The organism is Pseudomonas sp. BIGb0381 (genome assembly GCF_024809815.1).
Classification (GTDB): Bacteria; Pseudomonadota; Gammaproteobacteria; order Pseudomonadales; family Pseudomonadaceae; genus Aquipseudomonas.
The window spans coordinates 473,301-486,702 of the sequence record NZ_JANUEN010000001.1; the positions used below are offsets into that span (position 1 = coordinate 473,301).

The window sequence follows — 13,402 nt, forward strand, 5'->3', positions numbered from 1 at the left end:
AGCCTCACGGGCGATTGCCGGTGTCAGCCGTTGAAGGGGTACCGATTGCCGTCGATTCCGAATTGAAGGGATGGTACTGATACAGCCAGGTCTCTGACAGCGGCTGGCCGTCAAGGCGCAGGAAAAGGCGCAATTCCACCGGGTCCTTGCCGTCGACGCTCAAATCGAACTGTGCTCGCCAATGGCCGGCGACGTCGTCCGGCACCGCTTCGGTAAAAGCCTGGCTGAGCTCGCCTCTGGAGCAACTGATCACGGCCTCGGGCTTGATCCCCGGAGCGAGTTTTTCCAAGGGGGCGCCTTGGAATTCGACCACGAATTTACGCACACCCGCAACGCGCGGCTGGCCCGGTTGGCCGCCTTTGCCCAGGCGTGTGGCCACGCACACTGCCAGTGGCGAAACGTAGGGCTCCCGGGCCAGCCAATGCAGGCGATAACGCAGCGCATAGCGGTTGCCCGCTTCGGCTGGTGCCGAGGGCACCCACATTGCGACGATGTTGTCGTGGATCTCGTCGTCGGTGCCGTTTTCCATCAGTTGCACGCTGCCGTCGCCCCAATCGCCCAACGGTTCGACCCACAAGCTGGGGCGCCGCTGGTAATTCACTCCATCGAGGTAGTGGTCAAAATTGCGGTCGCGCTGTAACAGGCCGAAGCCCTTTGGTTGACGATCGCTGAACGCCGAAACCAGGGTGCGTGGCGGGTTGTTCAGGGGGCGCCAGATACGTTCTCCGCTGCCGGTCCACAGCGCCAGGCCGTCACTGTCGTGGACCTCGGGGCGCCAGTCGGCGGCGGTGCGCTTGGCGGTTTCACTGAACCAGAACATCGAGGTCAGCGGCGCAATGCCCAGCCGGCTGACGTTCTTGCGCAGGAAAAACGTGCAGTCGATGTCCATGACCACGCCCTGTGTGCGGTGGATCTCGAAACGGTAGGCCCCGCAGATACTGGGACCGTCGAGCCGCGCATAGAGGGTCATGGCGTTTGCGTGTGGGTGCTTTGGCGGCTCGAACCAGATGTGGGTGAAGTCGGGAAACTCTTCGGCCTTGCCGGCTTGTGCCACGTCCAGGGCAATCGCCCGTGCCGATAGACCGTACTGGTACAACTCGCCGATGGCCCGGAAGTACGATGCGCCAAGAAAGGCCACCCAGTCGTTCTGTTGCCACGCCAGCCTGGCCTGGTCGCCCAGGCGGCTTTCCTGGATACGGAAACCGGCGAACCCACTGTTACGGGGCAAGGCATGGGCCGGGCTGTCGCCTGGCATATCGAAGTGCGCCGGGTCGTAGACGATCTCGCGGGCGATGCCGTTGTCCAGGACATACATCCTCACGGGCGTGCGAAAAAACGACCCCAGGTGAAAGAACGTCACAGGGAACTTACCCGGGCCTTTGGCGAACAGGGCGCGCTCGGGTTTGAAGCGGATCTGGCCGTGGGCGGTGTAGTCGAGTCTCGCCAGCAGCGTGGCCGATGCGGTGCTGGGGTAGGTGTAGGGTTTCAAGGCATCGGCTTGTGCCTGTTCGATCAAGTCTTCGAAGGAAAACGCGCTGGGCTGGTCGGTTGTATCGGTCGCCAGGGCGCCCCTGCCCAGTGGCGTGAGCAAGGCGCCCAGTGAAGCGAATGTGAGGAACTCGCGGCGCGTAGACATGGTGTCCTTTCCTTCGACGATGAGGGGCCGGGCCTCACGTTCAGCACGCCACCGGCATGCAACCGTGTTGCTTGTGTGGAGTGTCGAGTCGGGAAAAGGGTCTGTCTACTGTCAGAAATAACAGGTTGCGAGGGCAGGCAGATCAACGCTCTGAGCAGGTTTTTTCAAAGGTCGATCGTTCATGCTGCGTCTGCTGCGAAATCGCGGCCAAGGCTTGGCCACGCAGGTGCCCATTTCAGAGGCCTTGGCGCGCGGAACTCATAGGTCGTCCCTGGCCACTTAAACGGGAGTTCCTCCACCTTTCCCAAAGTGAGCCGACCATGAATATCAATACTGCCCTGACCTCTTTGGACCTCCTGGCACGCTTTGCCCAGCCGCCGCAGGTGCCTTCTACCGCGCCTCATTCTGCGTCAGACAGCACGCCGCTCTATACGTCGACACGCCGCGAATCTGCACCCGCCATGTCCAATGACAACGCGTTGGTCAAGGCCAGGCTCGATCGGCAACTGGCACCGTCATTGGGTTCTACTCACCGGGCTCCATCGGCGCAGACGCCCGAAGCCGCAGAGCGCAGCGGGATACAAAAGGCGAGTGGCGACATTGCTCGGCACACCTGGTTTATTCCCGGCTTGAGCAACATGCTTCATGGGGTGGAAAAGTCAGATGGCAGCGTAGACGGGATGATGGAAGGGCTGAAAAGCGGCCTTGATAAAACCCTGAAGACGGGTTTGGCCACAGCGATTGCGGGGGCCACGAGGGGCGATTGGTTGTCGGTTATAAACGGATACGGGCAAGCGGTCGCCCATAACGAGTCCACGCCCAAGTCGGTCAAGTCGATGTTGGGCTGACCCAGGCGCTGGGGGGCACGTTCGTTTGCGCTGCCGGGCTTGCAGGAGCACTGAAAACAGCGCCGACTGGGATTTGATCCCCCGCATTCGAGCGATGTCCTTACTGGCGGGGCCGCTGAGCGTCAAGCGGCCTACGTTCAGTTCGCGGAGGGCGTGTCCTACGTCGTCGTCTGCCGAATCGGCAATACCACGCGAAACGTCGTCCCCTTGCCCAGCTCACTGCTGACAGAGATATCGCCATGGTGTTTCTTGACGATGCCGTAGGAGAGTGACAGCCCCAACCCCGTGCCTTCGCCCACCGGCTTGGTGGTGAAAAACGGGTCGAAGATTTTCTGTATCGCCTCGGGGGCAATCCCGCAGCCGTTGTCCGCCACTTCCAGCCACACGTTCTCGCCTTCCACACCGTTGCTGAGGGTGATGATGCCGCGTTCCGGCCCCATGGCCTGCGCAGCATTGATCACCAGGTTCATCACCACCTGGTTGAGCTGCGAGGCCAGGCATTCGATCTCTGGCAGCGGCGCGTAGTGCTTGACCACATCGGCCTTGTACTTGAGTTCGCTGGCAACGATGTTCAGTGTCGAATCGATGCCTTGTTGCAGGTTTGCAAATTGCCAGGTCTGGTCGTTGTCCACCCGCGAAAAGTTTTTCAGGTCCTTGACGATCTGCGCCACGCGACCGATGCCTTCCTTGGACTCGTGGATCAATATCGGAATGTCGTCCTGTAGAAAGTCCAGTTCCAGGCGGGTGCGCAATGCCTTGAGCTGCGCGTGCTGTTCACCCGTGGCGAGGGTTTCTTCGGCCTGCTGGTAAGCCTCCAGCATCTGTTGCAACTGGTTGAAGTAGCCGTCGAGCGTGCTGAGGTTGGACGAGATAAAGCCTACCGGGTTGTTGATCTCATGGGCCACGCCCGCGGCGAGCTGCCCCAGCGAGGCGAGTTTTTCCGACTGCACCAGTTGGCTTTCCAGGTGCTTGCGCTCTTCGATTTCCTGCTGCAGCGCTTGCGTGCGTTGTTCCACCTGCCGTTCCAGCTGGCTGGTTTGCAGGGTGGCGCGACGGGCCATGTCCCATTTATTGCTCAGGGTGTTGGCCATCTGCTGGACTTCGATGTTGTCGAACGGCTTTTTCAGGATCAGCAAGCGATCATGACCGTGCAGGCGATCCAGCAGGTCTTCCCAGGAATAGTCCGAGTACGCGGTGCACACCACCACTTGCAGGTCGGGGGCGACTTTCCAGAGTTCTTCTATGGTCTTCGCACCGTCCCAGCCTTGGGGCATACGCATGTCGACAAACGCCAGGGCATAGGGCTTTTGTTGCGCCATGGCGGTGATGAGCAACTGCAGGCCTTCTTCGCCGCCGTAGGCCGAGTGCAGGTCGAACACCTGGGCCTGGGCTTTGGCTGTATCGCCGAAGAGTGCCGACTCCATGTCGTCCAGCACCTGGTTGGATTCAACGGCAGGCATCAGGATCTTGCGGAAATCGTCGTGAATCGACGGCGTGTCATCAATCAGCAGGATGCGCCGGTTGGGAGGCTGGTTCATACGGGGCTTCCGGCAGGAGTGAGGGGGATTGTCAGGGTGAATATCGCACCTTGGCCCGGCCCGTCGCTATGGGCGGTGAGCCGTCCATTCATTTCCACGGCGGCCAGTGCGCAGCTGTGCAGGCCGAAGCCGTGGCCTTCCTTGCGGGTGGTAAAACCGTGGGTGAAGATGCGCGTCATATTTTCTGCGGGTATACCTTCGCCCTCGTCCTTCACGCTGATCTGCAGAGTGTCTTCATCCAGCTGCTGGACCGTCAGGGTCATCTGCCGTGGCCGGTCGGTGAGGTTGGACATGGCGTACTTGGCGTTGCTGATCAGGTTGACCATGATCAGCAGCAAGCGATGTTTGTCGCCGAGGACTTCCGGAACCTGCCCGTAGTGCTTGACCACCGTGACATTGTGCCGGCTCAGTGCCCCCGCGTTCATGCGCAGGGCGTCTTCCATCAAGGTGCTGATCTGCACCGGCTCCTTCAGTGAGGCTGCACCCGCATAGGATTGTTGGGTGGAGACGATGTCCTTGATGTGGTCCACGCTTTTGCTCAACTGCGCCAGTTCCTCGATCAGGCCTTGTTGCTCGACGGCAATGGCGTCCACCAACTGGTTCAAGTAGCCGGGCAGCAGTTTGCCCTTTTCATCCTCGGTGATAAAGGTGCCCAGGTCGGCCTGGCGCTCATTGATCAACTGCATGGCTTTGCCCAGGCCCATCGCCTTGCTGCTGCGCAGTTTGCGTGTGACCAGGTCGGCGGAGATGTTCACGCTGTTAAGCACGTTGCCGACATTGTGCAGCACGTTGGTGGCGATCTCTGCCATGCCGGCCTGGCGCGCGCTGTCCATCAGCTCGGTTTGGGCATTCTTGAGCTGTTGGGTGCGCCGCTCCACGCGCTGTTCCAGGGTTTCGTTCACCGCCTGCAAGGCGCGATTGACGCGGTTGATCTCGGCGAAACTGCGCAGCAAGCGAATCGTCAGGTACAGCAGCAAGGCCACCAGCAGGGTCGAGAACACCAGCAGGTAGCGGTGGTATTGCTGTTCGACAAGGTCGAGGGCCTGTTGGTCCTGGTTGAGGTGGTTGGTCAGGTCATCCAGGCGTTCGGCAACCGGGATGGCGGCGATCTCTTCGAGCAAGGTGTTCACCACCGGCTGCTCGCGCAGGATCAGTTCGATGTGATTGCTCAGGATCTCCACCGGGGCGCGAAACTCGCTGGGCAGCAGTTCCTTGTTGACTGCCAGCTTGCCCAGGCCGACGAGGATGTCGGCGGCGCGCTCTTGGGTGGTGACCAGGGCGAATTCCAGGCTGCTGAGCAGCAAGTCGTAGGTGTCGGTGGCCACGCTTTGCAGTTGCGGTTTTGTATCGTCGTTCACCTGGTTGAACTGCGCCTGGATATCGTCTTCGGCGGTCGGCAGGAAGGCCAGGGAGTTGCGCAACACGGCATTGTGGGACTTGAACTGGTCGATGCGCCGGGCCTTTTCCTGGATGGCCGCTTGATAAGCCTGCCGGCTGGCTTGCCAGGCGGGCAGGTCTTGCGGGCTGTGGTACGAGTCGTGCGCTTCCAGCTCGGCCCACAGCCGCGTCATTTCTGTCAGAGGCGCCACCAGGGGGTCGTAATTGTGGGTGATGGCGATCCTGGCCTTGAGCACTTCGCTGTCCCACTGGGCGTTGAGTTGTTGCAGCTGCCGGATCAGGTCCCGGGAGTGGGTGTAGGAAGACGCCTGGTCGCTGGACGACTTGACGTACAGGAAGATCAGCGTCGAGGCCAGCAACAGGGTGATGAACCCCAAGGCCAACTGGCTGGCACGGCGGCGATAGAGGGTCATGACAATCTGCTCATAAAGGCTTGCCCAACCATTCGCCGGTCAGGGTCTTGAGAAACTGGATAATCAGGTCTTTATCCTCTTGTGAGGGGTTGCGTCCCAGTTGGTACTTGAACATGACGTCAACCGCTTCTTCCAGGGTCCTGGCCGAGGCATCGTGAAAATACGGCGCCGTGACCGCGACGTTGCGCAGGCTGGGCACCTTGAACACGTGGCGGTCTTCTTCATCCTTGGTCAGCAGGTAGCGCCCCAGGTCCGACTCGACGGGGTTGCCGCGTGCCTTGAAGTAGTCGCCCATCACGCCGAACTTCTGGAACATGTTGCCGCCGATGTTGATGCCCTGGTGACAGGCGATGCAGCCGTAATCCTTGAAGCGCTGGTAACCGTACTTTTCCTGGATCGTGAGGATTTCCGTGTTGCCCAGCAGGTACTGGTCAAACCGTGAGTTGGGCGTCAGCAGCGTGCGTTCATAGGTGGCCAGGGCATTTTGCACATTGGCCGCGGTGATGCCATCGGGGTAGGTCTGTTTGAACGCTGCCTGGTAGGCGGGCAGGGCGGTCAGGTTCTGCACCACGGTTTTCCAGTCGCTGCCCATTTCCACCGGGCTGATGACCACCTGCTCGACCTGCGCTTCCAGGGTATCCACCCGGCCATTCCAGAACTGTTTGAAGTTCAGGCTGGCGTTGAATACCGAAGGCGTATTGATTTCCACGGGCTTGCCGTCGAAACCCAGGGAGAAGGGTTTCGTGTCGGCGCCCCCGGATTCGAGGTGATGGCAGCTGGCACAGGACAGTGTGTTGTTGACCGACAGGCGCGGCTCATTGAACAGTTGGCGCCCCAGCTCGACCTTGGCCGGGTCGAGTTGGGGCAGCGGCGGCATGGGTTTGAGCGCTTCGTCCAGCGGCGCGGCCGTCACGGTCATCCCCAGGCACAGCCCCAACGAGAGGGTGAGGCCGAAACGGTAGGTTGAAACGTCGCTCAAGCGAGCACTCCTTGCAGGCATAGGGCTATTGGTCGGGCATCAGTGTGGGGCTGCCCACCTGCAGTAACTGGGCGAAATCCTTCGCAGGTACGGCCTTGCTGAACAGAAAACCCTGGCCTTCTTCGCAGTGCTGGGCTCTCAGGAAGTTCAGCTGTTCGACGGTCTCCACCCCTTCGGCGATGATGTTCAGCTCCAGGCTCTTGCCCATGCCGATGATAGCGCTGATCAGTTGCGCGTCCTGGCTATTTTCGTGCAGCCCGCGCACGAATGATTGGTCGATCTTCAGCACATCGATGGGAAAGCGTCGCAGGTAGCTGAGGCTGGAGTAGCCGGTGCCGAAATCATCCAGGGCCAGGCGCACGCCCATGGCCTTGATCCGGTTCAGAATATCGACCGTATCGTCGACATTCTGCATCAGTACGCTTTCGGTGATTTCCAGCTCCAGCTGGTTGGGCGGCAGGCCGGTCTGCTTGAGGATGGCGGCCAGGTTGTCGACAAACTCGCGCTGGCGGAAGTCGATGGCCGAGATGTTCACCGAGATGCGCAGCGGCGTCAGGCCCATGGTGCGCCAGGCCTGTGCCTGTTCGCAGGCGTGGCGCAGCACCCACTGGGTCAAGGGGACGATCAGTCCGCTGTCTTCGGCCACCGGAATGAAGTCGGCCGGGTGGACCCAGCCCGAGCGCGGTTGAAACCAGCGGATCAGCGCCTCTGCGCCGAGGATCCGTCCGGTTTTCAGGTCCAGCTTGGGCTGGTAGTGCAGCGCAAACTCATCGTGTTCCAGGGCCTGGCGGATCGCGCTTTCCAGGTTCTGTTGATGCTGGGCGCGCAGGTTCATGTCTTCGGTGTAGAAACTCAGATCGTCCGGGCCACGCTCCTTGGTGGTGTGCATGGCGGTTTCGGCGTGCTTGATCAGCTCCACCGCAGTGCTGCTGTCATTCGGATAGAGGCTGATGCCCAGGCTGGCGGTGACGCTCAGGTCGTGCCCCGCGACATGGCGGGTGACGCTGATGGCCTTGAGTACCTTCTGGGCGATGTGCTGGGTTTGCTGGGGATGCTGGACATCATTGAGCAGGATCACAAACTCGTCCGAGCCATAGCGAAACACCGAGTCCGACGCCCGAACGGCCGCCACCAGGCTTTGGCTGACCTGCTGGAGCACCTCATCTCCCACCGGATAACCCAGGGCGTTGTTGATGCGCTTGAAGCGGTCGAGCCCGATAAACATCACCGCCAGTTGCGTGTCATGGCGTCGGCCCAGGGCAATGGCCTGGGTCAGGCGGTCGCCCAGCAACGTGCTGTTGGGCAACTCCGTGAGCGCGTCGTATTGCAGCAGGTGCGAGACTTTCAGCAACTCCTGCACGCGGTCCTCAATCGTGCGTTCGAGCCCGATCACCTTAAGGGCGGCATCCTGGGCGAGCTGCCATTTCCAGGTCAGGGCGCTGGCCATCTGGCGGATTTCCAGGTGGTCGAAGGGCTTCTTCAGGATCAGCAACTGGTCGTTGTACTTCAATCGCGCTTCGATCGCTTCAAACGAATAGTCGGAATAGGCGGTGCACAGGGCGATCTGCAGGTTGGGATCGACGTTCCACAACTGCTCGATGGTTTCCAGGCCGTCCCAGCCAGGTGGCATGCGCATGTCGATGAACGCCATGGCATAGGGCGCATTGGCTGCCAGGGCCCGATTCACCAGATCCAGGGCTTCCTGGCCCTGGTAGGCGGAGTCCAGCACAAACGCCTGGCGCACAACCGTCGTGGTGCCGAACAGGGTTTGCTCAAGGGTGTCCAGGGAAGCCTCGCCGTCTGTGTCGGCGCAGAGGATCTTGCGAAAGTCCTGGTGGATGGATGTGGTGTCATCGACGATCAGAATTCGCCGATTGGCCCGTCCTGAGTCCGGGGTCATGACGCACTCCACAGCTGCAAGCGACTCGACGACATAACGATTCCTTCCCTGATTGCAAAGATGAGTGAGACGCCCACTTAAGGTGACAGCATAGTCGAGCTCCCTTGATATCGACGGCCAGTTGGCGTCAAATCAGTGCAGGCTTTTGCATGTATACACACCGCGTCGACCGGCTTTGCCCTTCCAGAGACGGAGGCGGCATGGCACAAGTGTATAAATCGGCTCAATTTTGTTTAATTTGAAGGCGCAGTCAGCATGGATGAACAACTCGCTAAACAGCCCACTATTTTGCTGGTCGACGACGAAGAGTCGATCCTCAACAGCCTGCGTCGGCTGCTGCGTGGCCAGCCTTTCGATGTGGTGCTGGCCGGCAGCGGTGCCCAAGCCCTGGAAATAATGGCGGCCCAGCCCATCGACCTGATCATGAGCGATGCGCGTATGCCTGGCATGGACGGCGCGCAATTGCTGGCCGAAGTCCATCGGTTGTACCCCGGCACCTGCCGTATCCTGTTGACCGGTTACGCCGATCTGCCGACGATCATCAAGGCGATCAACGAAGGGCAGATCCACCGCTATATCGGCAAGCCCTGGAACGACGACGAACTCAAGCTGATCCTCCAGCAGACCCTGGATCATCAGCGCCTGGAGCGCTTGACCCTGGAGCAGAACGAACAGCTCAAGGTGCTCAACGCCACACTCGAAAAACGGGTGGCGGCGCGCACGTCCGAGTTGCAGCAAACCGCCGACATGCTCGACCTTGCCTACGACGAGCTAAAGCGCAGCTACGTGACCGGCACTGAAGTGTTTTCGTTGTTGGCCAACCTGCGCCTGCCCAAGAACAAACAGACCAATCGTCCGCTGATCGAACTGGTGCGCGTGTACTGCGCCGCCCAGTACATGGACGAAGCCAGTTCGCGCGACCTGGCCATGGCCGCCGCGTTGTACAACATCGGCAAGCTGAGCTGGAGCGACAGCATGTTGATCGAGCCGGCCGACAAGCTGCACAGCACCGATCGCGAGCGCTACCGTGGCTATCCGGCCCAGAGCGAATCGCTGCTGATGACCCTGGAGCCGATGAAGGATGCCGCGCGGATCATTCGTCATCACCAGGAGCGCTGGGACGGCAGCGGTTTTCCCGACCACCTCAAGGGCGATGCGATTCCGTTTGGTTCGCGCCTGCTGAAACTGGCGGTGGACTTCATCGAGTTGCAGAAGGGGTTGATCCTTGAGCGGCAGATGAACAGCGATGAGGCATTGTTGTACATCCGCAAATATGCCGGGCGCCTCTACGATCCGGAGCTGGTCGAGGACTTCATCCTGGCCTGCGCCGCGTTTCTCAGTGATGTGACCCTGGGCGACCCCACCGTCAAGGTGCTCACCACCCGTGAGCTGGAAGAAGGCATGGTCCTGGCGCGCAACCTCAACGCCGATAACGGCATGTTGCTGCTCAATGCCGGCAAGGTGTTGAACCTGCCGTTGGTGGACAAGCTGATTGCGTTTGAGGCGATGGAAGGCGCCAAGTACAGCGTGTTTATCAAGGAGCCGGACGAGACCGACGCGGTGCTTCATTAATTTTCATTTTTTGAGTTCAAGGTTTTCAGTTTATGCCTAGCACTATCCGTATCGCCGCTGCCCTGCTGATCGGCAGCGATGGCCACACCCTGCTGGTACGCAAGCGCGGCACCCAGGCCTTTATGCAACCCGGTGGCAAGATCGACGCCGGTGAGCAGCCCGCCGAGGCCCTGGCCCGCGAGCTGTACGAAGAGCTGAACCTGCGCATCAAGCCCGGTGACGCGGTCTACCTCGGTCACTTCTCGGCCCCCGCAGCCAACGAACCGGGATTCACCGTGGACGCTGAATTGTTCCAGGTGCAGATCGATGGTCCGGTCAGCCCGGCCGCTGAAATCGAAGAGGTGTGCTGGATCGACCCTGCCGGTGATGGCGGCCTGGTTCTGGCGCCCTTGACCCGTGACCTGATCCTGCCGTTTTACCGTGCGTCACTGACCACGCCGGCCTGACGCGAATGAGCGTCCGTGCGCTGGGGGCCAACGATGCCGAAGCTTATCGGGCGTTGATGCTGGAAGCTTACGGCGCCTATCCCCAGGCGTTCACTTCCAGTGTGGCTGAGCGTGCAGCCATGCCGTTGAGCTGGTGGGAAAAGCGCCTGGAGAGTCCGCTGGATCGTTTGCTCGGCGCATACGTCGACGGGGAGCTGGCCGGCATCGTTGGCCTGGCCTTCGAGCCTCGCGAGAAGGCGCGGCACAAGGTGACTCTGTTCGGCATGTACGTGAACGCGGCTTACCAGCACAAAGGCTTGGGTCGGCGCTTGGTCGAGGCCGCGCTGGATGAAGCGCGCCGACATCCGCGTCTGAAAGTGATCCAGCTGACCGTCACTGCCGGCAACGATGCAGCGTTTGCACTGTACCGACGCTGCGGGTTTATCCAGTACGGCCTGGAACCGTTGGCGGTGCGGGTGGGCGTGGACTACTTCGACAAAATCTACATGTGGCGCGAACTCACGGCTCACTGAGTTCCAGATGTGTTGCTTCAGCGTACCGCGCTCACGCCATCCAGCGTTGAAAACGACGTGTCCTTGGCCGTCAGCAAAAAGTCGCGCATGTACGGCGCATCCAGCATGTCCGCACGAATCCCCGCGTACAACGTCGCAAACAGCCCTTTCTCGCCCAAACGCTTGGCCTTCACGTAGCCGCGCGAGCTGTATTCATGCAGCGCCCAATGGGGCATGCCGCACACGCCGCGGCCGCTGGCGACCAGTTGCATCATCATCACCGTGAGTTCCGAGGTGCGCACCTGGGCCGGTTCCACATCGGCCGGTTCCAGGAAGCGGGTGAAGATGTCCAGGCGGTCGCGCTCCACCGGGTAGGTGATCAAGGTTTCGGTCAGCAGGTCTTCGGGCACGATGTACGCCTTGTTCGCCAGCGCGTGCTGGTTGGCCACGGCGAGCATGGCTTCGTAGGTGAACAGCGGCACATAGGTGATGCCCGGCAGCTCCAGCGGGTCGGAGGTCACCACCAGGTCCAGGTCGCCACGGGCCAGGGCCGGCAGCGGGGCGAACGCAAAGCCCGACGCCAGGTCCAGCTCGACTTCCGGCCAGGCATCGCGGAACTGGTCGATGGTCGGCATCAGCCACTGGAAACAACTGTGGCACTCGATCGCCATGTGCAAGCGCCCGGCGGTGCCACCGGCCAAGCGTGCGATGTCGCGCTCGGCGCCGCGCAGCAGGGGCAGGGTGGCGTCGGCCAATTGCAGCAGGCGCAGACCGGCGCTGGTGAAGCGTACCGGCTTGGTTTTGCGCACGAACAGCGGCATGCCCAGGCGTTCTTCCAGCTCCTTGAACTGGTGGGACAGCGCCGACTGCGTCAGGTGCAGGCGCTCGGCGGCCTCCACCAGGCTGTCGGCTTCGCGCAAGGCGTGCAGGGTCTTGAGGTGGCGGATCTCGAGCACGGGCTCTCCATGAAGACAATTTGTGACGAAGCGGGATAGCGTGAGTTTGTCTCATGTTGCAACGCGTGTCGACCAGGACCGCCGGGCACTCTTCATCAAACTGTCATGGAACTGTGGCAGCGCGCTTGAACAAACTTCATCAGACTCGCGCTCTACTGGGGTTCTGCGTTTCGGTGTTTTTCATGCGCGTGTTGCTTTTACTGGCCGCTCTACTGTTCGGCCTGCCGTCTTTTGCGGCTTCTCGATGTGATGTCAATGTCCCGACCCAAACGGTCGACCTGGCTCAGGTGAGCATCGCTTACCAGAGTATCGGCCGTGCGTCCGACCCTGCCTTGCTGCTGGTGATGGGGTTGGGCGGGCAACTGATCCACTGGCCCGACGAAGTCGTCGTCGCCCTGTGCCAGCAGGGTTTCCGAGTGATCCGCTATGACAACCGCGATGTCGGCCTGTCGACCTGGCGCCAGGCGCCGGTAAACGCCAACCTGACCTTTGAGGTACTGCGCTACAAGCTCGGCCTGCCGGTGGCGGCACCCTACACGCTGACGGATATGGCCGATGACGCCCTGGGCTTGATGGACGCCTTGCAGATCCAGCAGTTTCACGTACTGGGCGCAAGCATGGGCGGCATGATCGCCCAGCACCTGGCGGCGATGGCGCCGCAGCGCGTGGAAAGCCTGACCCTGATCATGACCAGCTCCGGTGCCGAAGGCTTGCCGGCACCGAATGCGGCGCTGGTGCAGTTGTTGTCGCGACGCAGTGCGCCGAATCGTGAAGTGGCGCTGGAACAGCAGGCCGATTTGCTCGCGGCGCTGGGCAGCCCGAACGTGAAGGATGATCGCCAGGCGTTGCTGCACCAGGCGGCGCTGTCTTACGACCGCGCCTTCAACCCGGAAGGCGTGAAGCGCCAGATTATGGCGATCCTCGCCGAACCGAGCCGCGTGCCGTTGCTCAACCAACTGCGTGTACCGACGCTGGTGGTCCACGGCACCGCCGACCCGTTGCTGCCGGTGATGCACGGCGTGCACCTGGCGGCGCATATCCAGGGCAGCCAGTTGAAGTTGATTCCCGGCATGGCCCATCGTTTCCAGGAAGCGTTCAAGGCGCCGCTGCTGACAGCGGTGTTGCCGTACCTGCAGGCTCATCGCGAAGATGCCGCACATTGGGCGCAGATTGACCCGGTCGCGCCTTCGAAGCTGCTGTGACATTGGTGTATCGTGCACCCTTT

11 protein-coding genes are annotated in these 13,402 nt (G+C 61.2%); 5 read left to right on the forward strand and 6 right to left on the reverse strand.

All coding sequences use genetic code 11. From position 1 onward, the window contains the following. Window positions 1-4 precede the first annotated feature (4 nt). The gene (locus M2397_RS02225) at window positions 5-1,636 is read right to left on the reverse strand and encodes a glucan biosynthesis protein (protein ID WP_131697405.1); all 1,632 of its coding nucleotides are present in this window, start codon (window positions 1,634-1,636) and stop codon (window positions 5-7) included. A gap of 320 nt (window positions 1,637-1,956) precedes the next feature. Between M2397_RS02225 and M2397_RS02230 the strand changes: the two genes are divergently transcribed. Continuing rightward, complete coding sequence (locus M2397_RS02230; protein WP_145335163.1) at window positions 1,957-2,484, forward strand: hypothetical protein; 528 nt, start codon at window positions 1,957-1,959, stop codon at window positions 2,482-2,484. Between the two features lie 158 nt (window positions 2,485-2,642). Here the strand turns inward: M2397_RS02230 and M2397_RS02235 are convergent, their stop codons facing one another. The 4 genes from M2397_RS02235 to M2397_RS02250 form a co-directional block, all read right to left on the reverse strand. Then, on the reverse strand, window positions 2,643-4,022 hold the full coding sequence (locus tag M2397_RS02235) for an ATP-binding protein (protein WP_131697403.1): 1,380 nt from the start codon (window positions 4,020-4,022) through the stop codon (window positions 2,643-2,645). Continuing rightward, the gene (locus M2397_RS02240) at window positions 4,019-5,833 is read right to left on the reverse strand and encodes a DAHL domain-containing protein (protein ID WP_184744525.1); all 1,815 of its coding nucleotides are present in this window, start codon (window positions 5,831-5,833) and stop codon (window positions 4,019-4,021) included. The genes M2397_RS02235 and M2397_RS02240 overlap by 4 nt, the downstream gene beginning before the upstream one ends. A 10-nt stretch (window positions 5,834-5,843) precedes the next feature. Next, the gene (locus M2397_RS02245) at window positions 5,844-6,752 is read right to left on the reverse strand and encodes a cytochrome-c peroxidase (protein WP_405046404.1); all 909 of its coding nucleotides are present in this window, start codon (window positions 6,750-6,752) and stop codon (window positions 5,844-5,846) included. 85 nt (window positions 6,753-6,837) lie between these two features. Further along, window positions 6,838-8,712, reverse strand: a complete 1,875-nt coding sequence (locus M2397_RS02250) for a bifunctional diguanylate cyclase/phosphodiesterase (protein ID WP_259242205.1) — start codon at window positions 8,710-8,712, stop codon at window positions 6,838-6,840. Window positions 8,713-8,967: 255 nt separating this feature from the next. Between M2397_RS02250 and M2397_RS02255 the strand changes: the two genes are divergently transcribed. From M2397_RS02255 to M2397_RS02265, 3 genes are read left to right on the forward strand one after another with little or no spacing between them, the layout of a single operon-like run. Then, a complete protein-coding gene (locus tag M2397_RS02255; protein WP_145335160.1) occupies window positions 8,968-10,284 on the forward strand; it encodes an HD domain-containing phosphohydrolase in 1,317 nt (438 codons plus the stop codon). 32 nt (window positions 10,285-10,316) lie between these two features. Beyond that, entirely contained in the window at window positions 10,317-10,730 is a 414-nt protein-coding gene (locus M2397_RS02260; RefSeq protein ID WP_131697398.1) for an NUDIX domain-containing protein, read from the forward strand. A 5-nt stretch (window positions 10,731-10,735) separates the two neighbouring features. Then, entirely contained in the window at window positions 10,736-11,242 is a 507-nt protein-coding gene (locus M2397_RS02265) for a GNAT family N-acetyltransferase (protein ID WP_167654805.1), read from the forward strand. Between the two features lie 17 nt (window positions 11,243-11,259). Here M2397_RS02265 and metR read toward each other — a convergent pair whose 3' ends face one another. Then, on the reverse strand, window positions 11,260-12,177 hold the full coding sequence (gene metR / locus M2397_RS02270) for a transcriptional regulator MetR (protein ID WP_053133526.1): 918 nt from the start codon (window positions 12,175-12,177) through the stop codon (window positions 11,260-11,262). Window positions 12,178-12,359: 182 nt separating this feature from the next. Here metR and M2397_RS02275 point away from each other — a divergent pair, with 182 nt between their 5' ends. Then, window positions 12,360-13,379: an alpha/beta fold hydrolase gene (locus M2397_RS02275; RefSeq protein ID WP_145335156.1), complete on the forward strand. Its 1,020-nt coding sequence runs from the start codon at window positions 12,360-12,362 to the stop codon at window positions 13,377-13,379. Window positions 13,380-13,402 lie beyond the last annotated feature (23 nt).